General features: G+C 62.1%; 23 protein-coding genes, 4 tRNA genes and 1 pseudogene. 10 read left to right on the top strand and 18 right to left on the bottom strand.

Annotation, left to right across the window (positions count from 1 at the left end; all coding sequences use genetic code 11):
• Positions 1-2 precede the first annotated feature (2 nt).
• The 4 genes from V3W39_RS10940 to V3W39_RS10955 all read left to right on the top strand — a co-directional run bounded on the left by V3W39_RS10940 (position 3) and on the right by V3W39_RS10955 (position 2,912).
• Positions 3-650 (top strand): MotA/TolQ/ExbB proton channel family protein, encoded by a 648-nt coding sequence (locus V3W39_RS10940; RefSeq protein WP_177079827.1) that lies wholly within the window; start codon positions 3-5, stop codon positions 648-650.
• Positions 651-708: 58 nt separating this feature from the next.
• Complete coding sequence (locus tag V3W39_RS10945) at positions 709-1,926, top strand: phospholipase D-like domain-containing protein (protein WP_330212628.1); 1,218 nt, start codon at positions 709-711, stop codon at positions 1,924-1,926.
• Positions 1,927-2,043: 117 nt separating this feature from the next.
• On the top strand, positions 2,044-2,370 hold the full coding sequence (locus V3W39_RS10950; RefSeq protein ID WP_177079825.1) for a hypothetical protein: 327 nt from the start codon (positions 2,044-2,046) through the stop codon (positions 2,368-2,370).
• A complete protein-coding gene (locus V3W39_RS10955) occupies positions 2,367-2,912 on the top strand; it encodes a hypothetical protein (protein ID WP_177116060.1) in 546 nt (181 codons plus the stop codon). The genes V3W39_RS10950 and V3W39_RS10955 overlap by 4 nt, the downstream gene beginning before the upstream one ends.
• 99 nt (positions 2,913-3,011) lie before the next feature.
• Here the strand turns inward: V3W39_RS10955 and V3W39_RS10960 are convergent.
• The 4 genes from V3W39_RS10960 to V3W39_RS10975 all read right to left on the bottom strand — a co-directional run bounded on the left by V3W39_RS10960 (position 3,012) and on the right by V3W39_RS10975 (position 3,426).
• A tRNA-Gly gene (locus V3W39_RS10960) sits at positions 3,012-3,087 on the bottom strand.
• 3 nt (positions 3,088-3,090) lie between these two features.
• Positions 3,091-3,166: transfer RNA gene (locus V3W39_RS10965), tRNA-Glu, on the bottom strand.
• A 104-nt stretch (positions 3,167-3,270) separates the two neighbouring features.
• Positions 3,271-3,346: transfer RNA gene (locus tag V3W39_RS10970), tRNA-Gly, on the bottom strand.
• Between the two features lie 4 nt (positions 3,347-3,350).
• Positions 3,351-3,426: transfer RNA gene (locus tag V3W39_RS10975), tRNA-Glu, on the bottom strand.
• A 370-nt stretch (positions 3,427-3,796) separates the two neighbouring features.
• On the opposite strand from V3W39_RS10975, the gene V3W39_RS10980 reads away from it, so the two are divergent.
• The gene (locus V3W39_RS10980) at positions 3,797-4,555 is read left to right on the top strand and encodes a hypothetical protein (RefSeq protein ID WP_177042743.1); all 759 of its coding nucleotides are present in this window, start codon (positions 3,797-3,799) and stop codon (positions 4,553-4,555) included.
• A gap of 136 nt (positions 4,556-4,691) precedes the next feature.
• The gene (locus V3W39_RS10985) at positions 4,692-5,504 is read left to right on the top strand and encodes an alpha/beta fold hydrolase (protein WP_177116061.1); all 813 of its coding nucleotides are present in this window, start codon (positions 4,692-4,694) and stop codon (positions 5,502-5,504) included.
• Between the two features lie 36 nt (positions 5,505-5,540).
• On the opposite strand, the gene V3W39_RS33760 is transcribed toward V3W39_RS10985, so the two are convergent.
• The 4 genes and pseudogenes from V3W39_RS33760 to V3W39_RS11000 form a co-directional block, all read right to left on the bottom strand.
• Positions 5,541-6,458: a methyl-accepting chemotaxis protein gene (locus tag V3W39_RS33760; protein ID WP_371317286.1), complete on the bottom strand. Its 918-nt coding sequence runs from the start codon at positions 6,456-6,458 to the stop codon at positions 5,541-5,543.
• Positions 6,450-7,508 (bottom strand): annotated as a pseudogene (locus tag V3W39_RS33765) (HAMP domain-containing protein); the annotation flags it as partial. The pseudogene V3W39_RS33765 and the gene V3W39_RS33760, both read right to left, overlap by 9 nt.
• 115 nt (positions 7,509-7,623) lie before the next feature.
• Positions 7,624-9,048 (bottom strand): aminotransferase-like domain-containing protein, encoded by a 1,425-nt coding sequence (locus V3W39_RS10995; RefSeq protein ID WP_177042746.1) that lies wholly within the window; start codon positions 9,046-9,048, stop codon positions 7,624-7,626.
• 203 nt (positions 9,049-9,251) lie between these two features.
• Positions 9,252-10,013: an SDR family oxidoreductase gene (locus V3W39_RS11000; RefSeq protein ID WP_003217185.1), complete on the bottom strand. Its 762-nt coding sequence runs from the start codon at positions 10,011-10,013 to the stop codon at positions 9,252-9,254.
• A 225-nt stretch (positions 10,014-10,238) separates the two neighbouring features.
• Between V3W39_RS11000 and V3W39_RS11005 the strand changes: the two genes are divergently transcribed.
• Entirely contained in the window at positions 10,239-11,246 is a 1,008-nt protein-coding gene (locus V3W39_RS11005) for an NADP-dependent oxidoreductase (protein WP_330212630.1), read from the top strand.
• Positions 11,247-11,385: 139 nt separating this feature from the next.
• On the opposite strand, the gene pyrF is transcribed toward V3W39_RS11005, so the two are convergent.
• Positions 11,386-12,084, bottom strand: coding sequence for an orotidine-5'-phosphate decarboxylase (gene pyrF, locus V3W39_RS11010; RefSeq protein WP_330212631.1), 699 nt, complete (start codon positions 12,082-12,084; stop codon positions 11,386-11,388).
• Positions 12,085-12,374: 290 nt separating this feature from the next.
• Between pyrF and V3W39_RS11015 the strand changes: the two genes are divergently transcribed.
• Together V3W39_RS11015 and V3W39_RS11020 are read left to right on the top strand one after the other, a co-directional pair.
• Positions 12,375-13,139, top strand: coding sequence for a response regulator (locus V3W39_RS11015; protein ID WP_076015347.1), 765 nt, complete (start codon positions 12,375-12,377; stop codon positions 13,137-13,139).
• Positions 13,139-14,176: a sensor histidine kinase gene (locus V3W39_RS11020; protein ID WP_177042749.1), complete on the top strand. Its 1,038-nt coding sequence runs from the start codon at positions 13,139-13,141 to the stop codon at positions 14,174-14,176. The genes V3W39_RS11015 and V3W39_RS11020 overlap by 1 nt, the downstream gene beginning before the upstream one ends.
• Before the next feature lie 136 nt (positions 14,177-14,312).
• Here the strand turns inward: V3W39_RS11020 and V3W39_RS11025 are convergent, their stop codons facing one another.
• The 9 genes from V3W39_RS11025 to V3W39_RS11065 form a co-directional block, all read right to left on the bottom strand.
• Positions 14,313-15,374, bottom strand: coding sequence for an AI-2E family transporter (locus V3W39_RS11025; RefSeq protein WP_177042750.1), 1,062 nt, complete (start codon positions 15,372-15,374; stop codon positions 14,313-14,315).
• Positions 15,375-15,447: 73 nt separating this feature from the next.
• The gene (locus V3W39_RS11030) at positions 15,448-16,266 is read right to left on the bottom strand and encodes a DUF4892 domain-containing protein (protein ID WP_177121620.1); all 819 of its coding nucleotides are present in this window, start codon (positions 16,264-16,266) and stop codon (positions 15,448-15,450) included.
• Between the two features lie 102 nt (positions 16,267-16,368).
• Positions 16,369-17,223: an alpha/beta hydrolase gene (locus V3W39_RS11035; RefSeq protein WP_330212632.1), complete on the bottom strand. Its 855-nt coding sequence runs from the start codon at positions 17,221-17,223 to the stop codon at positions 16,369-16,371.
• Entirely contained in the window at positions 17,220-18,029 is an 810-nt protein-coding gene (locus tag V3W39_RS11040) for an alpha/beta fold hydrolase (protein WP_177042752.1), read from the bottom strand. Before V3W39_RS11040 ends, V3W39_RS11035 begins: the two co-directional genes overlap by 4 nt.
• A 98-nt stretch (positions 18,030-18,127) precedes the next feature.
• Complete coding sequence (locus V3W39_RS11045) at positions 18,128-18,571, bottom strand: hotdog fold thioesterase (RefSeq protein WP_177042753.1); 444 nt, start codon at positions 18,569-18,571, stop codon at positions 18,128-18,130.
• 31 nt (positions 18,572-18,602) lie between these two features.
• Positions 18,603-20,270: an AMP-binding protein gene (locus tag V3W39_RS11050; RefSeq protein ID WP_330212633.1), complete on the bottom strand. Its 1,668-nt coding sequence runs from the start codon at positions 20,268-20,270 to the stop codon at positions 18,603-18,605.
• 684 nt (positions 20,271-20,954) lie between these two features.
• Complete coding sequence (sixA, locus tag V3W39_RS11055; protein ID WP_330212634.1) at positions 20,955-21,404, bottom strand: phosphohistidine phosphatase SixA; 450 nt, start codon at positions 21,402-21,404, stop codon at positions 20,955-20,957.
• Positions 21,401-21,748 (bottom strand): DUF4389 domain-containing protein, encoded by a 348-nt coding sequence (locus V3W39_RS11060; RefSeq protein ID WP_177091482.1) that lies wholly within the window; start codon positions 21,746-21,748, stop codon positions 21,401-21,403. Before V3W39_RS11060 ends, sixA begins: the two co-directional genes overlap by 4 nt.
• A 10-nt stretch (positions 21,749-21,758) precedes the next feature.
• Positions 21,759-22,784: an NAD(P)H-dependent glycerol-3-phosphate dehydrogenase gene (locus tag V3W39_RS11065; protein WP_177042757.1), complete on the bottom strand. Its 1,026-nt coding sequence runs from the start codon at positions 22,782-22,784 to the stop codon at positions 21,759-21,761.
• 195 nt (positions 22,785-22,979) lie between these two features.
• On the opposite strand from V3W39_RS11065, the gene V3W39_RS11070 reads away from it, so the two are divergent.
• Positions 22,980-25,112 carry a TonB-dependent receptor plug domain-containing protein gene (locus V3W39_RS11070; protein WP_330212635.1) on the top strand — a complete coding sequence of 711 codons (2,133 nt, stop codon included), beginning with the start codon at positions 22,980-22,982 and terminating at the stop codon, positions 25,110-25,112.

The raw sequence follows: 25,112 nt of genomic DNA on the forward strand, positions 1-25,112 counted from the left end.
TCATGGACATGAACCTGCTTCACCAAATCACCTTTTATGTGATGTACGCCGCGCTGGCGATTGCGATCTTCATCACCATCGAACGGGGCATCTACTTCGCCTACGTGCGCCGCCAGGCCCGCGCGCTGACTGAAGTGCTCGGCGCCAACGTGCACAGCGAACGCGACCTGCCGCAAAACCTGACCCGCCGCGACAGCCTGCCGTTGAACATGGTGCTGCCGATCCTCGCGCAGAAGTCTTCCCATGGTTCGCGCAAGGACCTGGACGACGAAATCGAAACCCAGTACCTCAAGACCCGCGCGCCGCTGTCCCGCAGCCTGTGGATCATCGAGACCATCACCACCGCCGCGCCGTTGCTGGGCCTGCTGGGCACCATCCTCGGCATCATCGACACCTTCAAGGCGCTGGCCAGTGCCGGCGTGTCCGACCCGGGCCAGATTTCCGGTGGCATCGGTACGGCCTTGTTCGCCACCGGCCTGGGTATCGCCATCGCGCTGTTCTGCGTGGTGTTCCACAACTTCTTCCAGGACAGCCTGGAGCGCATCAACGACCAGCTGAAAATCCTGCTGATCCGCGCCGCAACCGGTGCCCGCGTACAGGGTGAAGTGCCGCACCTGGTGCCGACGCCGCTGCACACCCGCACTGCGTGACCTTCCCGGGGCGGGCGCAGCACGCGCCCGCCCCTTCTTTTTGCCCGATGAGACGCCTATGTCCATATCGCTGAAGTTCCGTATCGCCGGCCTCGCAGGCCTGCTCCTCAGTCCGCTTGCCCAGGCGGACTTTTCAATTCCGGGGTTTGAGCTGGTGCACACCGTGCCGGTGGACACCCAACTGGGAACCGCAGACCTGCGCCAACCAGGCCCGGTGTGGATCGGGCTGTTCGACGGCGCGAAAAGCCGGATCGACATCGGCCAGTTCTACGCGGCGGACCATCCCGGCTCGGTGATGGACACGGTGATTGAACACCTGGAAGCCGCCGGCAAACGCGGGGTGAAAATTCGCTTCCTGCTGGAAGAAAAAGGCGTGCGGCTGTCGGAAGCCTCCACCCTGGAACGCCTGAAAGCGATTCCCAACCTGACCTTCCGCATCCTGTCCTACGGCAAGCTGAGCGGCGGGATCATCCATGCCAAATACATGGTGGTGGACGGCAAGCAGGCGTTTATCGGCAGCCAGAATTTCGACTGGCGCTCCCTGGAGCATATCCACGAAACGGGACTGTTGATCAGTGATGCCAACGTCGTCGCCCAGACCCAGGCCATCTTTGACCAGGATTGGCAGGCCCAGGCGGCACTGACCGACAACAAGCCTGTGCCCCTGCCCGCAGCGGGCGCTCTACCTGCGCGCACCGGCAACTACCTGGTAGCCAGCCCACAGCGCTACAACCCGCCGGGTGTGGGTGATTCACAGCTGGAACTGCCACGCCTGCTGGGCGAGGCGAAAAAGGAAGTGCGGGTGCAACTGCTGGACTACGCGCCGCTCTCCTACGGGCCTGACAGAACCCGGCCTTACTACGCGATGATCGACAACGCGGTGCGTGCGGCGGCGGCCCGAGGGGTGTCGATCAAGTTGATGGTGTCCAACTGGAACACCGAAGCGCTGGAATTGCCGTACCTGAAAAGCCTGGCAGTGCTGCCGAATGTCGAGGTCAAGATCGTCACGCTGCCCGAGGCCAAGCAAGGATTCATTCCTTATGCGCGGGTGATCCACAGCAAGACCATGGAGATCGATGGGCAAGTGGCGTGGGTGGGCACCAGTAACTGGCTGGGGGGTTATTTCGATAACTCGCGCAACCTGGAAGTGGTGATGCGCAGTGAAGCGATGGCCAAGCGTGTGGGAGATTTACACGAACAGCTGTGGGACGGGCCGTACGCCAAGGCACTGGAAGTGACGAGTGAGTACCCGCAGCCGCATCCGGGCAAACCTTAAGCTGTTGCCCGCAAATGGCATGGCTTTGCGGGCAATATCACATCGCCAGATATCCAGGTTGCACTTTTTCGCCTTTGCGCTGACCAACCCTGCATAACTCATGGAGGGAGAGCAGGGATGAACAACACACGCAATGGACTGTATGGGGCCGCGCTGGTTTGGGCGGCCATCGGGCTTGGCGGCTGCGCCAATTCGATGACCACCACCGGTGAGCCCGGGGTGAAGATGGGCGAGAGCTATGAGCAGGTGCTTGCCGTGGTCAGCCGCAACAATACGGTGACCAGGAAGATCGACGGGGAAGCATTCCGCGCTGAGGGTTACTCGGAGGCGTTCAAGGATTGTCGCAACAAATATTTTATCTTCCAGGGTGCTAATGGCTTGCAGATGGTCAAGCTTGAGCCCGCGCCGCATCTGTCGGTCAGCCAGAACTGCCGCCAGCCATGAGAACCTTACGTGTAATTCCCGCCCTGCTCCTGGTTTTTCTCAGCGGTTGTGGCCAGGTATATAACGTCCGCTCCCTCAACACCGCCTATACAGCACCGCCGTCTGCCGAGACGGCCCGCTTGCGCATTATCAGCGACGGCATGGTGCGCGCAGTGCCCGGGCGCGATTGCCTGGACTGGAATGTTCCCGGCGCTGGCGTGATGGTGTCAGCCAAATCCGGCTTCGCCGACCGCAATGGCGCAAGCCTGGGGATGCCGGGGCCGATTTACACCTGGGACGGTGCGGTGTCGTCCGAACAGGTGATTCCGGCGAACACGCCCATTGCCTTTCATTACCTTGGGTTGCCGCAATATGGCCGGCAATGTTTCAACACCATGACCTTTATCCCCAAGCCCGGCATGGACTACATGGTGCGAGCGTCAATGTCCGGGAGTTGCTCATTCGAGCTTGCTGAGCTGGCGAAGGGTGCTGAACGCTGGACGCCGATTGAACCAACGCCGTCGGGAAGGCTGTCGATGTGCCACGCGATGGATAATTTCTAGGGTTCCGGGCGCAGCGTGGGTCGAGACGTTGCGTCCCGGCCCACAAATAACGCACAAACAAAAACGCCGATCATTGCTGATCGGCGTTTTCGTTGAATATGGAGCGGGAAACGAGACTCGAACTCGCGACCCCGACCTTGGCAAGGTCGTGCTCTACCAACTGAGCTATTCCCGCAAATGGCGTCCCCTAGGGGACTCGAACCCCTGTTACCGCCGTGAAAGGGCGGTGTCCTAGGCCACTAGACGAAGGGGACACGCTACTGAAACACATGGTGTGTGTTTCAGTGCCCAGAGATTAGATCCTAAGATCATGCCCTGGTTTCACTCAGTGTCGCCCGAAAGCAACACTGCTTAAATTTGGAGCGGGAAACGAGACTCGAACTCGCGACCCCGACCTTGGCAAGGTCGTGCTCTACCAACTGAGCTATTCCCGCAATATGGCGTCCCCTAGGGGACTCGAACCCCTGTTACCGCCGTGAAAGGGCGGTGTCCTAGGCCACTAGACGAAGGGGACACACGTACAACATTCACTCCCTACCGCGTTTCGCTGTGTGCTTTACGCTGTAAGTGGCGCGCATTCTATGGATGGATTGGGAGGTCGTCAACCCCCAAGGATAAATTTATTTAAATCAATGACTTCGCCGTGGTTTACGGGGGTTGCGGGGGTTTCTCGCCGTCCAGGCTTTGACGCCTATATTCTGGCGTTCGACAAGGCGCTATAGTTCGCCACAGCAAATGATGGCAATGTGCATCTACGCAGGGACTGCCTACTCATATAGAAGAAACTACTGACGCAACTGGTCGCTCAGTCCTATCCGGCCAGTGCCCCAGTCACTACACTTCAACGCAAACCCCATAAAGAGGTCACACCGGTGACACCACTCATGATCACCCTGCTGGTAATAGCCGGGATCGTAATACTGATCGCCATTGGCTACATGAACCACGTGGTGGAAAACAATAAGCTGGAAAAGAACCGGACCCGGATCGAACTCAATGACCGGCTGCGTCGCTGCGGTGAAATCACCGAGACGTTCCCGGGGCAGTTGATGACGCCGCGGCTCAAGTTGCTGCTGACCCGCCTGGAGCTCAATGTCAATCAGCGGCTGTTGAACCTCGACAAGTCCAATGCATCCTTCAAGGCGCGCATCACCGAGCTCAACGCACTGGTAGCCCAGGGCGAATCGATCCCGGTGAACAATCCGCCCAGCCCGATCCAGACCGAAGCCAAGGCCAAGGATGTACGTTTCCTGCTGGAAGCACTGCATGGCCAAGTGACCCGTGCGGCCCAGGACGGCTTCCTGCCGACCAATGAAGCCAAGCACTGGATCAAGGAAATCCGCCACATCCTGGTGCTGCTGCACATCGAGTTCTTCAACAACCTGGGCCAGCACGCGCTGCAACAGGGTCAGCCAGGCCAGGCACGCCTGGCGTTCGAACGCGGCGCGCAGTACCTGCGCAAACAGCCGGAGCCGGTGGTGTATAGCCAGCAACTGCAATTGCTCGAGAAACAACTGGCCCGCGCCAACTCCATGGTGCTGACCAACATCCAGCCGGCTGAAGACGAGGTCAACGAATTGACCGAAGGCTTGAAAGTGGTGGATGCGGATGCGGACTGGAAGAAGAAAGCCATCTACGACTGATCCGCCTGCCCCTTGGCAAAAGAGACCATTGTGGCACTGCCAGTATTTTCCGCAGTGCCATCACTCTGCACCTATCCCCCGCCCCGCGAGTAGCGTAAAAAAGGCCCCTCTCTCCGTTAACGAAAAGGGCCTCGCCATGCCTGTCGTGCTTATCGATGGACAACCGCTGCACTACCTCGACCAGGGCACCGGCCCGGCCGTTCTCCTCGGTTCCAGCTACCTGTGGGACAGCCAGATGTGGGCGCCGCAGATCGAAGCCCTTTCGCAACAGTACCGCGTGATCGTCCCCGAATTATGGGGCCACGGCGAGTCCGGCCCACTGCCTGCAAACACCGCGTCCCTGGACGACCTCGCACGCCAGCACCTGGCCCTGCTGGATCACCTGGACATTACCCAGGTCAACCTCGTGGGCTTGTCCGTCGGCGGCATGTGGGGCGCACGCCTGGCGCTGCTGGCCCCTGAGCGGGTCAACAGCCTGGTGCTGATGGACACACACCTGGGCGCCGAGCCGGAAGCCACTCGCCAGTACTATTTTTCGCTGTTCAAGATGATCGAGGACGCCGGCGTCATTCCGGAACCGCTGCTGGATGTGGTGGCGCCAATCTTTTTCCGGCCCGGCATCGACCGGGAATCGGCCTTGTACCAGGACTTTCGCAACGCACTGAAGGCCTTCCCGAAAGAGCGCCTGCTGCAAAGCATCGTGCCCCTGGGCCGGATTATCTTCAGCCGCGCCGATGTACTGGAGCAGCTTTCGCGCCTCGACGCCGATACCACCCTGGTGATGTGCGGGGAGCAAGACAAGCCACGCCCGCCCGCCGAGTCAGAAGAGATGGCAGCCTTGATCGGCTGCACACTGACGTTGATTCCAGACGCCGGGCATATCTCCAGCCGGGAAAACCCCGACTTCGTCAATGAAGCCCTGCTGACCTTCCTCGCCAACAACGCCTGACCGCCCTGCCCTTTGATCACCGCATGCCTGCGGTGATCAAAGGCGGAAGTGCCCGACCATCCCTTTCAGCTCCGTGCCCAACTGCGCCAGCTCAATGCTCGACGCCGCGTTGCCCTGCATGCTCAACGCCGATTGATCGGCACTGGCACGGATGCTGGTGACGCTGCGATTGATCTCCTCGGCCACCGAGCTTTGCTGTTCGGCCGCTGCGGCAATCTGCTGGTTCATCTGCTGGATCAACGACACCGCCGCCGCGATGCTGCCCAGGGCGCTTTCGGTTTCCAGGGCATCACTGACCGCCAGCTTGACCAACTCGCCGCTCTGTTTGATCTGCTGCACTGAAGACTGCGCCGAGCTGCGCAAGGTGCTGACCAGCCGTTCGATTTCTTCGGTGGATTGCTGGGTGCGCTTGGCCAGTGCCCGCACCTCATCGGCCACCACGGCAAAACCACGGCCCTGCTCGCCGGCCCGCGCCGCCTCGATGGCCGCGTTCAGCGCCAGCAGATTGGTTTGCTCGGCCACGCTTTTGATGACTTCAAGCACGGTGCCGATATTCTGGATCTCCGCACTCAGGCTTTCGATGCTGGTGCTGGCGGAGGTGGCGGAATTGGCCAGCAACTCGATACGTTGCAGGCTCTGGCGCACCACCTGCTGGCCGCTGTCGACCTTGTCGTCCGCCGTCTGCGCAGCCTGCGCCGCCTCTTCGGCGTTACGCGCCACATCGTGCACAGTGGCGGTCATCTGGTTCATCGCCGTGGCCACCTGCTCGGTTTCTTCCTTCTGGCTGCTGACCTCGATATTGGTCTGCTCGGTGACACTGGACAGCGAATGGGCAGAACTGGCCAGTTGTTCGATACCCGCCTGCAACCCGCTGACCATACTGCTCAGGCCACCGCTCATCTGTTGCATCGCGAGCATCAACTGGCCCATCTCGTCGCGGCGGCTGACCTCCATGCGCCCGCTGAGGTCGCCGGCAGCAATCTGCTGGGCCACCGCAATCACGCTGCGCAGCGGTGCAACGATCAACCGGGTAATGATCCACGCGGCAATCAACCCCACCAGCAAGGCCAGGGCTGAAGAGCCAATAATCAGCAACGCGCTTTTCTTCAATTGCGCCTGCATCGACAGGTCTTCTGCGTCGTAGGCCTGATTGACCCGCGTCACCACCTCGGCGGCACGCTCGTGCAGTTGCTTGTAGACCACCTTTTCCTGGGCCAGCAGGCCGGTGTATTCGCCGAGTTTTTCGCTGAAGGCCGCGATATGCCCCGACACTTCGTTAAGCACGGTTTGATAGCCGGAGTCCTTGACCGAGGTTTTCAACTGTTCGACCTGGGCCAGGGCCTGGTCGGCCTGCTCGATCTTGCCCTGCTCGGCGTTCTCGTCATCGCCCTTGCGGCTCTGGTCCAGGCGCACGTGCGCTTCGTTCATGGCTTGCAGCATCAGGCGCGAGACCTGGCTGACCTGCCCGGCCTGCTCGATAAATTCGGCGCCTTCCTTGCCCTGGCTTTCCTTGAGCCCATAGGCGCCATCGTCCGCCAGCCCGGCCTGCAGCACATCGAGGTTGTTGGCCACACTGGAGACCGACCAACTGGCCATCTCCAGTGCCAGGTCCTTGGTCTGGGTCAGTTCGACAAACTCATCGAAAGCCTTGCGATAGGCCACCAGCGCCTGCTCGACGTCGGTCATCACCGGGACGTTGGCGGGCGACTGGCCCTTGAGAATCACCGCCTGGGCGGCCAACGCGTCGACACTTTCGTGCAAGGCGTCCACCGACTTGGGGTCGGCATGCAACGCGTAGTCCTGCTCGATCAAGCGCACCTTGAGCAGGCCACTGTTGAGCGCCGACATGGCTTTAAGCCCCTCGAAGCGCTGACCAACGGTTTGCAGCGACCACACGCCAATCGCCGCCACCAGCGCCGTCAACAGCAGCACCAAGGCGAAGCCCAAGCTCAGTTTCTTTGCCATACCGAGGTTGGCAAAACGTCGTTGCACGGCAGAAATCATTGCACTGAAGTCCTCTTGCAATGGCGAATGCCATCAAGCCCGGTTTCGATGCAGCGAGATTCGCAACCCCGGGGCACTGAACACAAGCATTTGGCGCCACAATAATGGCAAAAAGCTACATCCTCGTCGTTTTCAGAATGGTGGAGGTCGATCCTGCCGGACCCATCGCCTTGAACAGCGCGAGGGCACGCTGGTCAGCAGCATAGGCCACGTTGATCCGCAGCCAGTCACTGTGTTCGCCCGTCGGGCTGAAAAGCGCCCCGGGTGACAGCAATACCCCCAGGCGGCGGGCCCGTGCCTGCAACGTCGAACGGTCGCCCACGCCAGGGCGGGCCCACACAAACATGCCACCGGCAGGTACCGCAAACACCTCCCACTCCTCGTCTTCCAGCACCTGCAGGGTCATGGCCATCTCCGTGCCCAGGCGTCGGCGCAGGCGTTGCACCCACTTGCGGTAGGTGCCGTTGGCCAGCAACGCAGCCACCACCGCCTCGGCAAACCGCGAGGTGCCGATGCCGGTCAAAGTCTTGACCTTGACCAGTTGCGCGATGATCGCCCCGCTGGCGGTGAGATACCCCACGCGCAGGGCGCTGCTGAGGGTCTTGGAGAAACTCGAGATATAGATCACCCGGTCCTCGTGGGGCAACGCCGACAGCCGGGTGCAGGTGGCATGTTGCAGGTCGCCATACACGTCTTCCTCGACAATGAAGAAGTCTTGGGAGTGGGCCAGCTGCAACAAGCGCTCGGCCACGGACGGGGACAGGCTGGTACCGGTGGGGTTGTGATACAGGCTGTTGATGAACAGGCACTTGGGCCGATGCCCACGCAACAGCGCCTCCAGTGCCGTCAGGTCCGGACCGCCACGTGTGCGGGGCACTTCCAGCAACTTGATGCCATGAAACGCCAGTAGACGGTACAGGTTGCCGTACCCGGGGCTCTCCACCACCACGGTGTCGCCGGCCTTGAGCAGCGTGCGGATCAGCAGGTCCTGGGCGTGGCTCGCGCCCTGGGTGGTGAGGATATGCTCGACCCGCGTCGCCACGTGAATGTGAGTCAGGCGCTTGAGCAACTGTTCCCGCAGGGCTGGCAGGCCCAGCGGGGTGCTGTAGTTGAAGACGGCGGCAGTATCGGTGCGGGTGACTTCACGGATCGCGTAGCTGATGTCAGCACTTTCGCGCCAGGTGTCCGGCAGCCAGCCGCACCCCAGTTTCAGTTCACCCAGCTGATTATCGACGAAGGCGCCCCAGCCGGACTCGGCGCCCTCATACCATTGGTTTTCGCTACTCAGCCCGCGCTCGGCGGGTGGCTGGGCCACAAAAAAAACCGCGCCTTGACGCGAAACCAGTACGCCCTGGGCAACCATCCGCTCGAACGCCTCAATCACGCTGGACTGGCTGAGCAGGTTCTCGTGGGCCAGTTGCCGAACCGAGGGCAACCGCGTCCCGGGGCCGACCCCGCTCTCGCGAATCCAGGCCGCCAACCCACTGACGATTTGCTGCACTACCGGTACAAGGGCTTGTCGATCGATCCCTAAATCCATGAGCCACTCACCTAAACTGTTGTCATTTAACCCAAACCAGTTAAGCACAGAAGCTCAGTGACAGCCGTCACGAAGATTTATTAAATCATTGATTTAATTGAATTATTTACCTACTGATACACATTCAGCCAAGGCATCTGGCCACCTGCGGAAAAGCCCCACAGTACCTACAACGCTTTTCTGAATGGAATCAGCATCAGGTCCTAAATGGCGGTCGCACCGCCGTCCACCGCCAAGGCCTGGCCCGTGGTGAAGGCCGCGCCGTCGCTGCACAGATACAGCACTGCACTGGCGATTTCCTCGACCTTGCCGATACGCCCGACCGGGTGCATGGCGGCGGCAAATTCAGCTTTGCGCGGGTCGGCCTCATAGGCACGGCGGAACATATCGGTGTCGATCACCGCCGGGCATACCGCGTTGACGCGGATTTTCTTTTTCGCGTACTCGATCGCCGCCGACTTGGTCAGGCCGATCACCGCATGTTTGGACGCGGCGTAGATACTCATCTTCGGCGCCGCCCCCAGCCCGGCCACCGACGCGGTGTTGACGATGGCACCACCGCCCTGGGCCAGCAGCAGTGGCAACTGATACTTCATGCACAGCCACACACCCTTGACGTTGACCCCCATGATGGCGTCGAACTCATCCAGGCTGCCGTCGGCCAACTTGCCCTTTTCGATCTCGATCCCGGCATTGTTGAAGGCATAGTCCAGCCGGCCATAGGTGGCCACGGTCTGCTGCATCAACTGCTGCACGTCGGCCTCAAGGGTGACATTGCAGCGCACAAACACCGCCTCGCCACCGGCCTGGTGAATCAGCGCCACAGTGCCCTCGCCGCCCGCCACGTCCAGGTCGGCGACCACGACTTTCAAGCCTTCAGCGGCGAACGCCAGGGCGGTGGCGCGGCCAATGCCGGCGGCCGCACCGGTCACCAGGGCGACCTGGCCGGAAAATGTCATGCTCATGGGGATGTCCTTCGATGGATGCTGGATGACCCCAGTCTAGCCAGAGCCTCCATGGGCGCGTCAGCACTATCAAACGCCCGGTTGGCGACCCATGAGCCGCAGTGATAACACCACCGGCCTCACTATCATCAGAGTGGATCGACGGGCATTCGCAGCTGCCGCGTACCTTGCCGCTGCGGCCCGAAGGGTCTATCACTCAAGGTCCATTTCCCAAGAGTCCCTGCCATGACTGCCCAGACCAACCGCCAATTCCTGCTCGCCAAACGCCCGGTCGGCGCTGCCACGCGGGACACCTTCACCTACCAGGAAGTGCCGGTGGGCACGCCCCAGGACGGGCAGGTGCTGGTGCACAACGAATACCTGTCCCTGGACCCGGCCATGCGTGGCTGGATGAACGAGGGCAAATCCTACATTCCGCCGGTAGGAATCGGCGAGGTCATGCGCGCCCTGGGCGTAGGCAAGGTGATCGCTTCGAACAACCCGAAATTTGCCGTGGGGGATTACGTCAACGGTGCCCTAGGCGTGCAGGATTACTTCCTCGGCGAGCCGCGAGGTTTCTACAAGGTCGACCCGAAACTGGCACCGTTGCCGCGCTATTTGTCGGCGTTGGGGATGACCGGCATGACCGCCTATTTCGCCCTGCTGGACACCGGCGCCCCCAAGGCCGGCGAAACCGTGGTGATTTCCGGCGCGGCGGGTGCGGTGGGCAGCATTGCCGGGCAGATTGCCAAGATCAAAGGCTGCCGCGTGGTGGGCATTGCCGGCGGCGCCGACAAATGCAAGTTCCTGGTGGACGAGCTGGGGTTTGATGCGGCCATCGACTACAAGAACGAAGACGTGCACGCCGGCCTCAAGCGCGAATGCCCGAAAGGCGTGGACGTGTATTTCGATAACGTCGGCGGGGACATCCTCGACGCCGTGCTCAGCCGCCTGGCGTTGAAAGCCCGCGTGGTGATTTGCGGTGCAATCAGCCAGTACAACAATAAGGAAGCCGTCAAAGGGCCATCCAACTACCTGTCATTGCTGGTCAATCGGGCGCGCATGGAAGGGTTTGTGGTGATGGACCACGCGGCGAACTTTGCCGCTGCCGGGCAGGAGATGGCCGGCTGGATGGCGCAGGGCAAGCTCAAGAGCAAGGAAGATATCGTCGAAGGACTGGAAACGTTCCCGGAAACGCTGATGAAACTGTTCAACGGTGAGAACTTTGGGAAGTTGGTGCTGAAAGTCAGCTGACACACCGCAGATCGTTCTGCACACCCGGTTAATGTGGGAGCCGGGCTTGCCCGCGATGCAGGCGACTCGGTGTTTCAGTGATACCGAGGCGATGCTATCGCAGGCAAGCCAGCTCCCACAGAGACCGTGGCCGCTTCAGTCAGGCGATCTCGGCAACCACCGCCGCCAGCGCCTTGGCCGGGTCGGGCGCCTGGCTGATCGGGCGACCGATCACCAGGTAATCGGAACCGGCGTCCAGGGCCTGGCGCGGCGTCAGGATGCGACGCTGGTCGTCCTGGGCGCTGCCCGCCGGACGAATCCCCGGGGTCACCAGTTGCAGCGACGGGTGGGCGGTCTTCAATGCCTGGGCTTCCAGGGCCGAGCACACCAGGCCATCAAGGCCGGCCTTTTGCGCCAGAGCTGCGAGGCGCAGCACTTGTTCCTGTGGCTCGATGTCCAGGCCGATGCCGGCCAGGTCTTCACGTTCCATGCTGGTCAGCACGGTCACGCCAATCAGCAGCGGCTTGGGGCCGTTGCGCTGATCAAGCACTTCACGGCACGCAGCCATCATGCGCAAGCCGCCGGAGCAGTGCACATTGACCATCCACACGCCCATTTCGGCGGCGGCCTTGACCGCCATCGCGGTGGTGTTGGGGATGTCGTGGAATTTCAGGTCGAGGAACACCTCGAAGCCTTTGTCACGCAGGGTGCCGACAATTTCCGCGGCGCAACTGGTGAACAGTTCCTTGCCGACCTTGACCCGGCAAAGCTTGGGGTCCAACTGGTCAGCCAGCTTCAGTGCGGCGTCACGAGTGGGGTAATCCAGGGCGACGATGATAGGAGTCTGGCAGACGGACATTGGAATGGGCTCTCAGGCAAGTCGAAATCGGCGCGGATTGTAGCGCAAGCAGCGCGTTTGCGGGATCCGATGATCGGTAATTCGCGATTTAGCCGCCAGATTGCGGGCTCCCGGGCAATTGTGTCGGAACCGATACATTCCCGACATGCCTGCAATACCCCCGAAGATTAGCCTCGCACACGTGAACCGCCGTACAGAACTTCCAGCCCCGAGGCTGGGCGCCTATGCTGAACGCAACAACCTCGCCGCCGATCTTCGGTCCGGCGGCCCACCAGGTAGATGATCGCACCATGCAAACCCTGACTCCTGCGCTGAATGACGATCAAAAAGGCTCGCTTGTGGGTGAAGACAAGCGCTGGAACACCCGCGCGCTGATCGTCGACGACGACGTGCCGATCCGCGAACTACTGATCGACTACCTGGCGCGCTTCAACATTCTCGCCAGCGGCGTGACCGACGGCGCCGCCATGCGCCAGGCCATGCAAGCCGAGACCTTCGATGTGGTGGTGCTCGACCTGATGCTGCCAGGCGAAGACGGCCTGTCGCTGTGCCGTTGGCTGCGGGCGGAATCGGACATCCCGATCCTGATGCTCACCGCTCGCTGCGAACCTACCGACCGCATCATCGGCCTGGAGTTGGGGGCCGACGACTATATGTCCAAGCCCTTCGAGCCCCGCGAGCTGGTGGCACGCATCCAGACGATCCTGCGCCGGGTACGGGATGACCGCACCGAGCAACGGGCGAATATCCGCTTCGACAACTGGCGCCTCAACAGCGTGCTGCGCCAACTGGTGGCCGATGATGGCCTGGTAGTGCCGCTGTCCAACGCTGAATTCCGCTTGCTGTGGGTGTTTATCGAGCGCCCGCGCCGGGTGCTGAGCCGCGAACAACTGCTGGACGCGGCCCGCGGTCGCTCCATCGAAGCCTTTGATCGCAGCATTGACCTGCTGGTCTCGCGGCTGCGCCAAAAGCTCGGCGACGACCCGAAGGCACCGCAGTTGATCAAGACCGTACGCGGTGAAGGCTATCTGTTCGACGCCCGGGATATTGGCTGATGCGCAACGCCTTCAACACCCTGTTCGGGCGGCTGTTCGGTGTGTTGCTGGTGGCGATTGTGCTGGCCCACGTGCTGGCATTTTTCTGGTTTCACCACTACGGCCCGCCGCCGCCACCGCCCCGCGAGACCTTCATCGAGCAACCGGACGGCACCCTCACGCCAGCGCCGAAGGAGCATCACAGGCCCTGGTTCGGCGGGCCCGTGGTGCCGCTGACTTTCCAGTTCTTCTCGCTGATCATCGCCGCCTGGTACGGCGCCAAGCTGCTCAGCCGGCCGATCCAGCGCCTGAGTGCCGCAGCCGAGCGCTTGAGCCTGGACCTCGACAGCCCGCCGTTGAACGAGTCCGGCCCACGGGAAGCACGGCAGGCGGCGTCGACCTTTAACCTGATGCAAAAACGCATCCGTGAACAGGTCACCCAGCGTGCCCGCATGCTCGGCGCCGTGTCCCATGACCTGCGCACGCCACTATCGCGGCTCAAGCTGCGCCTGGAACAGATCGAAGACACCAAGCTGCAGGGCCAGATGCGCCAGGACCTGGACGACATGATCGGCATGCTCGACGCCACCCTGAGCTACCTGCACGAACAACGCACCAGCGAAACCCGGCATTGGCTGGACGTGCAGGCATTAGTGGAGTCCTTGAGTGAAAACGCCCAGGACCGTGGCTCCGACGTGCAATGCAGTGGTGAATGCGCGCCGCTGCAGGTGCAACCGATGGCCCTGCGTTCGTGCCTCAACAACCTGATCGACAACGCCCTGCGCTATGCCGGCACCGCCCGTATCGAACTGGCGGACAGCCCCCAGGCGCTGGTGGTCAAGGTGATCGACCATGGGCCGGGGATTGCGGCGGATAAACGCGAGGCGGTGTTTGAGCCGTTTTATCGGCTGGAAGGCTCACGCAACCGGAACTCCGGCGGCGTGGGTTTAGGGATGACGATTTCCAAGGAAGCGGTGGAACGCCTCGGTGGGCGGTTGAGCCTGGAGGAAACCCCAGGCGGTGGCCTGACGGCCGTGATGTGGTTGCCGAGGGCTTGAGCCATACACCCATCAACTGTGGGAGCTGGCTTGCCTGCGATGCGGGCGCCGCGGCACGCCAGATATACCGAGGTGATGCCATCGCAGGCAAGCCAGCTCCCACATTAATCTGCAGCCGCCTCAAAATCCTCGCCAATCAGCCGGCTTTATCTTCCCGCCGCACTTGAGCCTGGCTGGCGCTCCAGTCCGTCAGCAGGCTATACGCCACTGCCAGCAAAGTCGGGCCGATAAACAGGCCGATGAAGCCGAACGCGATCAACCCGCCAAACACCCCCAGTAGCACGATCACCAGCGGCAGGTTGCCACCACGGCTGATCAGGTACGGCTTGAGCACGTTGTCCACGCCGCTGATGATGAACGTGCCCCAAACCCCGAGAAACACCGCGTAGGTGTAGTCGCCCTTCCAGGCCAGCCACGCTGTGGCCGGGATCCACACCAATGGTGGCCCCATGGGAATCAGGCTCAGCAGGAACGTCACAATGCCCAGCACCAGCGCCCCCGGCACCCCGGCAATCAGGAAGCCGATCAGCGCCAGCACCGCCTGGGCGGCTGCGGTGCCGATCACGCCATTCACCACGCGTTGCACGGTGCCCGCCACCAGTTCGATGTAATAACCGGCACGTTCGCCGATCAAACGTTCCAGCAAGCGGTGCACGAACATCGCCAGACGCGGCCCGTCCCGGTAGAAAAAGAACACGAATACCAGGCTCAGGGTCAGCTCCAGGATGCCGCCGCCGATCTGCGCACTGCGGGCCAGCAACCAGTTGCCCACCTGCCCCAGGTACGGCTTGAGGCTGACCATCAGCGCCGCGCCCTGCTGGTCGATGCTGTCCCACATCGCCACCAACCGCTCGCCGACGAAAGGAATGGAGCCGAGCCACGCTGGCGCCTCGGGCAAGCCATCCACCTGGATATCCTTGATCAGGCCCACGGCATCGCGCACATGGTCGGCCAGGTTGAACCCCAGCCATACCAGCGGCAATGCCACCAACAGCATCCAGACCAGGGTCAGGATCCCGGCCGCCAGGGATTCGCGCCCGCCCAGCCAACGGGTCAGCAGGCGCATCACCGGCCAACTGGCAAACGCCAGCACCGCGCCCCAGAACAGCGCCGACCAGAACGGCGCCATCACCCAGAAGCTGGCACCAAACAACACCAGCAGCAGGATCTGCACCAGCAGGCGATCGTTATTGAGCATGTGGTTTCTCGAAAAGAAGTCTGTAAGAGGAAGAGCTTAGGCGAACGGCGCGGGTCCGTTCGCCCTGGAACGGTCAGCGTATCAGATGCAGGTGTAAACCCTTGGCTTCGGCGGTGCCGGTTTCCAGGCGGGCCGCACGTACGCCCTGATCGATCAAGCCCTGGCGCCACGCCTCGGCGGTGGGCCCGGTCAAACTGACCCGCAAGGTGGCGTCCAGGTTCAATCCACGGGAAATCAGGGTGAGCCAGGTGGCGTCAGGTTCGGCGCCCAGCTTGGGGAAGTCCAGCTCACCAGTGCTTTTCAGCTCCCGCAGCAGTGTGGCGGAGGTTGGCAGCAAGTCGCCCAGTGGCGCACTGGCGTCCAATTGCTCCACATGCAGATAGGCCCGGCGATTGCCCCGAGTGATGCCGTACAGCGCGACCAGGGAGTTGTCCTGGGGAGCGGCCAGGCGCAGCAACAGGTATTCCTGCTGGCCGTCGGCGCCTACCAGCTTGGCGTTGCCAAACACCTCATTGGCCCACAGGCTGCTTTCGCCGCAATCCCGGGCCTGGCACCAGAACAGCAATTGTGCGCCCTGGTCCTGCAAAGCTTCGCGGGTGGCGGTAAAGGCGGCGCTGGAGGTGTGTTCGGCGGGCAGTTCGTAGGTGATGGCCGTGTTTAATCCACGAGCGGTGGCCTGGCCTTCATAGCGCAGTTGGCCGCTGATCTTGCGGATCGAGCCCAGCGGGTAGATGCGTTCTTTCTCTTCTGCGGGACGGTAGTCGACGATCTGTGCGTCAACCTGACGGGCCACGGCGGGCAAGTCCTGGCTACCCGGTACGTCAGCGGCGAACACCAGCGGGCTGAAACAGCACAGCCCCAGAATACGGATAAATCCCTTCGGCATACTCATCGGATCAGCGCGCCCTGGCCATTGGGGTGCGCTGCGGTGTTGAGATTGTTCATGGTTGACTCCCTTTCGATCCGCCCAGCCTCGGCAGTTGACCCCGCCAAGTCAAGGCGTGGAGAAGAACCGATTGAAACAGTCTGCAACAAGGGTAGCCCCTGGCTCGTCGTTCAGGTGCAAATGATGGCCACCAGGTAACGTGGTCACCTGGAACGGCAGCCCGGAAAGCAATTCGGAATGTTTCGCCAGCATGCCGTCTTCGGCGACCACCAGCTGTGTCGGACAGCCGACCCGGCGCACGAACGCCATCGCCTGTTCTTCTGTCAGACGCATGGGGGAAGCCAGGGTCAGGCGGCTGTCGCTGCGCCAGGTGTAACCGCCCGGCACCGGCATAAGGCCACGCTGGGCCAGCAATTCCGCGGCCTCGCGACTGACAGCCACCACGCCTTTCATCCGCGCTTCCACCGCACGGTCAAGGGTGGTGTACACCGGTTTGCGCTTGTCTTGCAGGGCCAGTTGCGCCTGCAACGCCATGCCGAGGCGTTCGGCGGCGTTATCTGCAGTGCCGGTCGGCGGGATCACGCCGTCAATCAATCCCAGGTGCGTTACCCGCTCCGGCAAGGCCCCGGCCAACACCAGGGAAACGATGGCACCGAGGGAATGGCCAAGTAATGCAAAACGTTTCCAGCCCAGTTGCTCGGCCACTTGCAGCACATCGTGGACGTAATCCCACAGGGAATACCCGGCGCCGACCGGGCGATGGGCCGAGTGACCATGGCCGGCCATGTCCAGGGCAACGATGCGCAGGCCATCGAGCTTCGGCGCGAGGCGCGCAAAGCTGTTGGCGTTGTCGAGCCAGCCGTGCAGCGCGATGACCGGCAGGCCGTCTTCGGGGCCGAACAGGTGGGCCGCCAACTCGATGTGCGGCAGCGCCAGGCGGACTTCTTCGACGGGCGCGGTCATGCGCAACTGCGCTCGCGCTGGCGGGCTTCCCAACGGGTAAACAGGTTTTTGATCAAGGTCGCGGTGTCCTGGGGGCGTTCGAGAGGAAACATGTGGCCGCCGGGCATGGTCAGCATTTCGCCCATGGGCATGCGCCCCACGCCGCTGGCATGGTGACGCATCACCACCCGGCTCTGGCGGCCACGCACCACCGCCAGTGGCACTTTCAACTGCCGGGCCTGGCCAGGGCTGGTGTGGGGCACGCCGCGGTAGATGCTGATCTCGGTGGCCGGATCAAAGCGCAGGCGCAGACGATCGCCCACCGGTTCCAGGCCGTGTTGCAGGTAAGCGTCGAAACATTCGGGATCAAAGCCTCGAAACAAGGTCTTGCCGGCGAAGTACTGACGCGCAGCCGCAAGGTCAGCGAACTCTTCACGCCGGCCCAGGGTGCGGCCCGCCGGGGTAAGACGGTCGATAAAGCCGAAGCGCTTGGCCGCGCGGATCACCCAGCGATCGGCCAGGGTCAGCACCGGGGAGTCGAGCATCACCACCCCGCGATACAACTGTGGGCAGCGCATGGCCGCATGCAGGTGCAGCACGCCACCCAACGAATGGCCCACGCCCCACACCGGCTCCGGCTGCTGCTCAAGGTGGTGGATCAGTTCGTCCACCAGGTTCTGCCAATTGTCATCCACCGGAAACCTTGGGTCGTGACCGTGCTGCGGCAAATGCGCGACGGCGTACTCCGGGGCCAGGGCGGCAAACAATTTGCCGTAGGTCGCCGAAGGAAAGCCATTGGCGTGGGCGAAAAACACGTGCTGCGACATACCTGATCCATCACCGTAAACAGAGCGTTGATTCTCCCCAGACCGGGCAGTCACGGCAATGACTGTAACTGCCAGGAATGATGACACTCACGCCATGCCTATCGAGCCGGCGGGTTCTCGCCCAGCGGCACTACGGCCATGGTCAGGCGCGACACACAGCTGGCCTTGCCTTCATCGCTGGTCAGGCGGATATCCCACACATGGGTGGTGCGCCCGATATGAATCGGCTTGGCCACTGCCGTCACCCGCCCGCTGCGCAAACCGCGCAGGTGGTTGGCGTTGATTTCCAGGCCCACGCAATAGAACTTGCTGGCATCGATGCACAGGTAACTGGCCATGGAGCCCACGGATTCCGCCAGCACCACCGACGCGCCGCCGTGCAGCAGGCCGTAGGGTTGATGGGTGCGGTGGTCGATCACCATGCTGGCGGTCAGGGACTCGTCGTCAAAGCTTTCAAAGCGAATATCCAGTACTTCACCGATGGTGTTTTTCTGGCTCGCATTGAGTTGTTCGATATTGGGTTGAGTGCGCCACAGGCTCATTGATCGGTCCTTATTGGTGTTATGTCAGTGCTCAATCCTGCCACAGCACGGCCTCGGAGCGCTCGCTCCAGGCATGAAACTGCGACCCGTAGGCAGATTCAATCACGTTGCGCTTGATCTTCAAGGTCGGCGTGAGGAACCCGTTTTCCACCGCCCAACTGTCTTTCACCACCACCAGTTGGCGCAAGCGCTCATGTTTATCCAGCGCCTGGTTAACCTCTTCCAGCAAGCGTTCGAGACTGCCCTGCAACGCCTGGCGCCCTGTACCTGCGGCATCTTGCAGGCCCACCTCGGATAACACGCACAGGCCCATGGGCGCGCTCAAGCCATCGCCCACCACGCACACCTGTTCGATACGCGCATGCTCGGCCAGGCGGTTTTCAATCGGTGCCGGGGCCACGTATTTGCCTTTGCTGGTCTTGAAGATTTCCTTGAGCCGGCCGGTCAGCCGCAGGCGGCCATCGGCGCCCTGCTCGCCCTTGTCGCCGGTGCACAGGAAGCCGTCGGCGGTGATGGTTTCGGCGGTTTTTTCCGGGTCCTTGAAATAACCGAGCATAGTCGCGCCGCTGCGCACCTGGACTTCGCCGTCGTCACCGATGCGCACTTCAACGTCCGGGCATGGCGGGCCGATCCAGCCGAGCTTTTGCTGGCCGGGGCGACACACGTGGGAATAGCCGCAGCTTTCGGTCATGCCGTACACCTCCAGCACGTCCAGGCCCAATCTCCGATACCAGAGCAACAAGGCCTCAGGTACCGGGGCCGCGCCGGAGATCGCCACACGCACGGCGTCCAGGCCCAGCCCGGCGAGCACCTTGTGGCCCACACGCTTACCGATGAAGGGCAAGCGCAGCAGGGTATCGAGGCGGCTTGCGGGGATTTTGCTGTAGACGCCCATCTGGAATTTGGTCCAGATACGCGGAACGCCGAACAGCGCCGTAGGCCGTGCCCGCTTGAGGTCTGTAAGAAAGGTGTCGAGGCTCTCGGCGAAAAATACGGTTTGCCCGGTGTAGATCGAGGCCATTTCCACAAACATGCGTTCGGCCACGTGGCACAGCGGCAGGTAGGACAGCAGGCGATCGCCCTCCCCCAGGCCGAACAATTCAGTACCACGGATGGCGGCAAAGGCCAGGGCGCCGAAGCTGTGCATCACGCCCTTGGGCAGGCCGGTGGTGCCGGAGGTGTAGATGATGGTGGCTAGGTCGGAGGCTGCAGGCGCGGGGTTGTCCTGGATCGGTGAGCAGGTTTGCAGGTCGGCCCAGGTGAAATCGAATTCGCCTTCGGGGCATAGCGGCAGGCTGATGGTCGGCAGGTCCGCCTTTACCCCGGCAGACATGGAGGGCCAGTCGTCCAGTTTGCCGATAAACGCCAGGGCGGCTTCGGAGTGCTCCAGCACATGGGCGACGGAGTCGGCGGTCAGGTTGGGGTAGAGCGGGACCGAGACGTGGCCGGCCATCCAGATGGCGAGGTCGGCGATGATCCAGTGGGCGCAGTTTTTCGAGATCAGGGCGATGTGGGAGCCCTGGGGCAGGTCGCGGGCTCGTAGCCAGTGGGCGGCGCAGCGGGCCTGATGGCCGGCTTCGGCCCAGGTGAGGGTCTGGACTTCGCCGCCTTTGATGGGCTGAACCAGGAATCGTTGCCGTGGGTGGCGGGTTTCGCGATCGAAGAAGACTTGCAGCGGCAAACGAATAGCGACAGACATGGACGCGCTCCTTTGTGTTCCGATGGTAGCCAACCAAGCACTTGCTTGGGTGGACTATTTCATGGGAGCGCGGGGGGTGCAAGCTCTGAAGTTTTGGGGGTATATCCGTTGCTGCGGCCAGGGCGGCTATGGGTTCCGCTCTTACAGCGGCTCACTTTTGAACAGCCGGAATGCCGGCCCAGTCAAAAGTAAGCAAAACGCTCTTGCCCCACCACTCGGCACCTCGCCTAGGCTCGGTGTGCCCGAACGCAGGCAGCGTGGTTTAACGGGGCGCCTAAGATCAAGATCAAAAGCTACAGCGGGCACGATCCCCTGTAGGAGCTGGCTTGCCGGCGATGGTCGTTAACGATGAAGCTGGCATCCTGAATGAACGCGGCGCTCTCAGGTTCTTCGCCGGCAAGCCGGCTCCTACAGAAAAGCGGCTTTTGCCTTTGCTTCTAACACTCAGGTCGGCTTTCAGGCCGCCGTGCTCTTGATCTGCGGGCCCCGTTAACCACGATGGCCTTCGTTCCGGCATGCCGAGCCTTAGCGAGGCACCGACTGGTGGGGCAAAGACCTTTTGGTTACTTTTGGCTGGGCCGGCATTCCGGGCGTTTGCCAAAAGTGACCCGCTGTAAGAGCGGATCCCTAAGTGGCCGTTACCGCAGGAATGGATATGTACTCAATACCAAACCCAATCCCCACCTAAGGATTCCGAACCCCCAAAAGACTCATCAACCCAGCCAAAGGAAAATCCCCCTCCAGCTCCGCCAAACTCGCCGTACTCATAGGCTGCGGCTGCCGCAAATGCCCATGCTGCAAATAACTGATCAGCCCGCCCACAAACGGCTGATGGCTAACCAGCAACACATCATCGTCATTGTCGAGATGCTTGAGCACCTCCAGCGGATTACTCTCCGGCGTCAACCAGAGCACCGTCCGAACCTCGGGCTCAAACCCCAACGCCTCCCGCACCAACTGCGCGGTCTGCTGCGCCCGCACATAAGGGCTGGCAATAATCGCCCGCACAGGCTGCCCAATCAGATGCGCCGCACTGCGCAAAACCTCTTCGCGCCCATGGGCCGTGAGATTACGCTCCGCATCCGTGCGCGCATGCCCCTCGGCTTCACCGTGACGCAATACCCACACTTTCATAGCTTCGGTTCCTCATCACGCGCCGGATGCGGCGCCGGCGGCACGCTGTGGGCGGCCTCGCCTTCCGGTACACGGGGCGTCGGCCAATCAGCAAACGGCCAAGGCTTCTGGTCACTGTGAAAACTGCCAAACCGCCCAATCTGCGCCAAAAACTGACTCAAGCTGTCACCAAAATTCATCAGCCCAAGGTTCGGCGCACCGTACACCAGCCGGTAAACCAGTTGCACCACCACCAGCGCCCCCAGCAGAAACTGCGCCACTTGCCACACCAGGGCAAACACCAGCATCCACAGGACACGCAGGCCGATGGATTCGTACTTGGGTGCTGCTTTCGGATCGTTCATCGCGCGTTCCTCAGTTGAAACCACTGGTGGAAATAAAGTCGACATCGGTTTTCGGCTCAGCCCGCATCAGCAACTCGATAACCTGATTCAGGGTACGCCCCTCAAACAGGATCGCATGCAAACCGGCCACCAACGGCATGTACACCCCGACTTCCTGGGACTTGGCCTTCAGCACCTTCAAGGTGTTGACGCCTTCAGCCACCTCGCCCAAACGGGTGACGGCGTCTTCCAGGCTCAGGCCCTGGCCGAGGGCGAAACCTACCTGATAGTTGCGGCTTTTCGGTGACGAGCAGGTAACGATCAGGTCGCCCACGCCCGCCAGGCCAAGGAAGGTCATCGGGTTGGCGCCCTGGTTGACCGCAAACCGGGTCATCTCGGCCAAGGCACGGGTGATCAGCATGCTCTTGGTGTTTTCGCCCATGCCCAGCGCCACGGCCATGCCGGCGATGATCGCGTAGACGTTTTTCAACGCCCCGCCCAGTTCGACGCCAAAGCGGTCGGCACTGGCGTACACGCGGAAGGTGCGACCGTGCAGCACTTCCTGCACCCGCTCGCAAAGTTCTTCGTCTTCACTGGCGATCACGGTGGCGGTCAGTGCGTGCTCAGCCACTTCCCGCGCCAGGTTCGGGCCCGACAACACGCCAATACGCGCCTCGGGGGCGATTTCTTCAAGGATTTCGCTCATCAACTTGAAGGTGTGCGCCTCGATGCCCTTGGTCAGGCTCACCAGCAGCTTGCCCGCCAGCCGCTCGGCATGGGGCGCCAGCACCGAACGCAAGGCACTGGACGGCAGCGCGACGAAGCACAGGTCGCACTCGTTCAGCGTCGCCAGCAAATCAGTCACCGGCTCCACGGCCGGCAGAATCTTGATGCCTTTAAGGTAACGGGGGTTTTCCCGGTTGACCCGAATGGCCTCGGCTTGCTCGGGGTCACGCATCCATTGACGCACCTGATGACCATTTTCAGCCAGCAGGTTAGCCACGGCGGTACCAAAACTTCCGCCTCCCAGGACCGCAATAGGGCGCTGTTCAGTCATATGCAATCCGTTAATCCATAGCAGTGGCGATGGCCGCATTATACGGAGCGACCCGCCTGCGGCCAGCCCCTGCGTCAATTCAAACGCTCGTCGGAAAATGCGACATTTGTGCGAAGTAATTACAGGGGCGACGACTGGCAAACGGCCCCACCTCAGTTAACATGGGCGGCTATCCGTAATTATCAAGGCCGTGCCGTGTCTTTGGGCCCTCCTCCTCGCTCATCCCTTTTGCTGACGTTGTTGTGCATGCCGTGGTGCAGTACTCCGTTGCTGGCCGACGATCTGTTCCTCGACAGCCAACCGCTGCCGCAGGTGTTGACCGCCACCCGGCTCAAGCAATCGGCCGCCGCCGTGCCCGGCAGCATGACGGTGATCGACAGCGAGCTGATCAAGGCCAGCGGCGCGCGGGACATTCCCGAACTGCTGCGGCTGGTACCCGGGATGATGGTCGGCTACACCACCGGCAACCAGGCCGCCGTGAATTACCACGGCACCCAGGCGGGCGACGCCCGGCGCATGCAGGTGCTGATCGACGGTCGCTCGGTGTACCGCGCGGGCCTGGCGACGGTGGACTGGAGCGATATCCCGGTGGCCCTCGAAGACATCGACCGCATCGAAGTCTTCCGCGGCCCCAACACCGTCAGCTATGGCGCCAACGCGCTGATGGCCGTCGTCAACATCCTCACCCGCTCGCCGGCCAACAGCCACGGCACCCGCATGAAACTCACCCAGGGCGGCCGCGGGATCAACGACTGGTACGCCAGCCAAGGCATGGGCTGGGAAACCGGCGACCTGCGCCTCTCGCTGTCCGGCCAACAGGACGATGGCTTTGACAGCGACCGCGTGGGCGCCGACCGCCGCGACAGCCGTCGCCTGAGCCGCTTCAGCCTGGCCGTGAGCCAGACCCTGAACGCGCAACAAAGCATCGACTGGCAACTGGATGCCAAGGAAGGCACCAACCAACGCCCGTATACCTACCAACCGGTATTCGACGGGATTACCGAAGGCGGTACCAATTCCGACGTCAGCGCCAAGGACTACGCCGGTTCCCTGCGCTGGAACTTCGATTTCAACCCCGATCACAGCCTGTATATCCAGGGTTCGGCCCAGCAGTGGGATCGCCGGCAGATCTGGCGCGCCTGCGACGCCAAGGTCTCGTTCAGCCCGGAGTTGACCCAGTTGTGGCAGCTCAACCCCAACTATGCCGAGCGGCTGGCGCGGCACATGGATGCGTTCAGCAACGGTTCGGCGCCACCCGGCAGTGCCGCCGAACAGGCCTTGGCCAATCAGGTACTGGATCAATGGCGTAATGGCGCGAACCAGAGCGTCTGCGGCAACATCGACCAAAGCACCAAGGAAAGCCGCTACGACCTGGAGCTGCAAGACACCCTCAGCCTGTCCGACAGCCTGCGCCTGGTCAGCGGCATGAATTACCGCTACGACCGCGCCGACTCCGACACCTACTTCAACGGCACTATTGACGACACCACCTGGCGCCTGTTCGGCCACCTGGAGTGGCGCGCCAGCGAACACTGGCTGCTGCAGGGCGGCGCGATGTACGAAGACACCCACCTGAGCGGCAACTCGCTGACGCCCCGGGTGGCCGTCAACTACCTGATCAACCCGCGCCACGGCCTGCGCGCGGTGTACTCCGAAGCCATCCGCTCCCCGGACATGTTCGAGAACAACGTCAACTGGAGCTACCGCGTCACCAACCTCAGCTCGCCGGCCTACGGCCAGAACTCCGGGCAATACTTCGTGGTGACCCGCGGCCCGGGCAACCTCGACAAAGAGCTGATGCGCTCCCGGGAACTGGGCTACAACGGCTTTTTTGCCGACATCGGGCTGAACGTGGACGTGAAGCTGTTCTACGACGAAATCAGCGACATGGTCAGCGAGCCGCTGCGCAACAACCAGTACATCGCCAGTAACTCGAACAGCTCGCGCTTTACCGGCACCGAAACCCAGCTCGACTGGCACATGAGCACCGCCGACCGGCTGCGTGTCACCTATGCTTATGTGGATGCCAGCGCCACCAACCCGCTGGACAAACAGCAAACCGCCCGCAACAGCGGCTCGGCCGGCTGGATGCGGGAATGGGGCCATGGCTGGTCCAGCGCGGTGTTCTACTATGGCGACGACGCGCTCAACCAGTATCGCTTCGAACGGGTCGACCTGCGGGTGGCCAAGCGCATTGCCCTGGGCAAAGCCAACGTGGAGCTGGCCGGCATGTTGCAACAACGGCTCGACAATCAGCCCACCACCTGGCCCGACAACAACTATGACCAGCGCCACGTGCTCTACTTCAGTGCGGAGTTAGAGTTCTAG

Origin of the sequence: Pseudomonas sp. Z18(2022) (genome assembly GCF_036346535.1) — a bacterium.
In the GTDB taxonomy this organism is placed as follows: domain Bacteria; phylum Pseudomonadota; class Gammaproteobacteria; order Pseudomonadales; family Pseudomonadaceae; genus Aquipseudomonas; species Aquipseudomonas yamanorum_A.

Coding starts and splice junctions, on each gene's coding strand:
- V3W39_RS10940 (WP_177079827.1), top strand. CDS start 3: ATGGACATGAACCTGCTTCACCAAATCACCTTTTATGTGATGTACGCC.
- V3W39_RS10945 (WP_330212628.1), top strand. CDS start 709: ATGTCCATATCGCTGAAGTTCCGTATCGCCGGCCTCGCAGGCCTGCTC.
- V3W39_RS10950 (WP_177079825.1), top strand. CDS start 2,044: ATGAACAACACACGCAATGGACTGTATGGGGCCGCGCTGGTTTGGGCG.
- V3W39_RS10955 (WP_177116060.1), top strand. CDS start 2,367: ATGAGAACCTTACGTGTAATTCCCGCCCTGCTCCTGGTTTTTCTCAGC.
- V3W39_RS10980 (WP_177042743.1), top strand. CDS start 3,797: ATGATCACCCTGCTGGTAATAGCCGGGATCGTAATACTGATCGCCATT.
- V3W39_RS10985 (WP_177116061.1), top strand. CDS start 4,692: ATGCCTGTCGTGCTTATCGATGGACAACCGCTGCACTACCTCGACCAG.
- V3W39_RS33760 (WP_371317286.1), bottom strand. CDS start 6,458: ATGGAGGTCAGCCGCCGCGACGAGATGGGCCAGTTGATGCTCGCGATG.
- V3W39_RS10995 (WP_177042746.1), bottom strand. CDS start 9,048: ATGGATTTAGGGATCGATCGACAAGCCCTTGTACCGGTAGTGCAGCAA.
- V3W39_RS11000 (WP_003217185.1), bottom strand. CDS start 10,013: ATGAGCATGACATTTTCCGGCCAGGTCGCCCTGGTGACCGGTGCGGCC.
- V3W39_RS11005 (WP_330212630.1), top strand. CDS start 10,239: ATGACTGCCCAGACCAACCGCCAATTCCTGCTCGCCAAACGCCCGGTC.
- pyrF (WP_330212631.1), bottom strand. CDS start 12,084: ATGTCCGTCTGCCAGACTCCTATCATCGTCGCCCTGGATTACCCCACT.
- V3W39_RS11015 (WP_076015347.1), top strand. CDS start 12,375: ATGCAAACCCTGACTCCTGCGCTGAATGACGATCAAAAAGGCTCGCTT.
- V3W39_RS11020 (WP_177042749.1), top strand. CDS start 13,139: ATGCGCAACGCCTTCAACACCCTGTTCGGGCGGCTGTTCGGTGTGTTG.
- V3W39_RS11025 (WP_177042750.1), bottom strand. CDS start 15,374: ATGCTCAATAACGATCGCCTGCTGGTGCAGATCCTGCTGCTGGTGTTG.
- V3W39_RS11030 (WP_177121620.1), bottom strand. CDS start 16,266: ATGAGTATGCCGAAGGGATTTATCCGTATTCTGGGGCTGTGCTGTTTC.
- V3W39_RS11035 (WP_330212632.1), bottom strand. CDS start 17,223: ATGACCGCGCCCGTCGAAGAAGTCCGCCTGGCGCTGCCGCACATCGAG.
- V3W39_RS11040 (WP_177042752.1), bottom strand. CDS start 18,029: ATGTCGCAGCACGTGTTTTTCGCCCACGCCAATGGCTTTCCTTCGGCG.
- V3W39_RS11045 (WP_177042753.1), bottom strand. CDS start 18,571: ATGAGCCTGTGGCGCACTCAACCCAATATCGAACAACTCAATGCGAGC.
- V3W39_RS11050 (WP_330212633.1), bottom strand. CDS start 20,270: ATGTCTGTCGCTATTCGTTTGCCGCTGCAAGTCTTCTTCGATCGCGAA.
- sixA (WP_330212634.1), bottom strand. CDS start 21,404: ATGAAAGTGTGGGTATTGCGTCACGGTGAAGCCGAGGGGCATGCGCGC.
- V3W39_RS11060 (WP_177091482.1), bottom strand. CDS start 21,748: ATGAACGATCCGAAAGCAGCACCCAAGTACGAATCCATCGGCCTGCGT.
- V3W39_RS11065 (WP_177042757.1), bottom strand. CDS start 22,784: ATGACTGAACAGCGCCCTATTGCGGTCCTGGGAGGCGGAAGTTTTGGT.